Raw genomic sequence first — 510 nt, forward strand, 5'->3', positions numbered from 1 at the left:
ACCTTTTTGGAGCCAGCCGCCGAAGGTGGGGCAGATGATTGGGGTGAAGTCGTAACAAGGTATCCCTACCGGAAGGTGGGGATGGATCACCTCCTTTCTACGGAGTATCCTTAGGATACAAAACGAATGAACCGGACGACGGGTCACGTGAACGACCGCTCCTCAGTTTTGAGGGAATGCACCCTCGACAGGCTTGGGCCTGTAGCTCAGTTGGTTAGAGCGCACGCCTGATAAGCGTGAGGTCGGCTGTTCGAGTCAGCCCAGGCCCACCATGAATGAACTGAATATGGGGCTGTAGCTCAGCTGGGAGAGCGCCTGCCTTGCAAGCAGGAGGTCAGCGGTTCGATCCCGCTCAGCTCCACCATAGAGGCTTCACCCTCTATGTTATGCACCTTGAAAACTGGATACGCAACACAAGCCAAGGAGTCTTCAACAGATGCGCAAAGCAAACTGTCGAAGATTTCACCGGAGCGATTTGAGGAGAAGTTACTAAGGGCACACGGTGGATGC

The 510-nt window shown here is 54.5% G+C and carries 2 tRNA genes and 1 rRNA gene; all 3 read left to right on the forward strand.

The features are described 5' to 3' along the window. Positions 1–97: ribosomal RNA gene (locus IEW70_RS17665) — 16S ribosomal RNA — on the forward strand; the annotation flags it as partial. A 98-nt stretch (positions 98–195) separates the two neighbouring features. Beyond that, positions 196–272: transfer RNA gene (locus IEW70_RS17670), tRNA-Ile, on the forward strand. A gap of 16 nt (positions 273–288) precedes the next feature. After that, positions 289–364 (forward strand) — tRNA-Ala (locus IEW70_RS17675). The last annotated feature ends 146 nt before the right edge of the window (positions 365–510 follow it).

Origin of the sequence: Marinithermofilum abyssi, from assembly GCF_014641195.1 — a bacterium.
Taxonomy (GTDB): domain Bacteria; phylum Bacillota; class Bacilli; order Thermoactinomycetales; family DSM-45169; genus Marinithermofilum; species Marinithermofilum abyssi.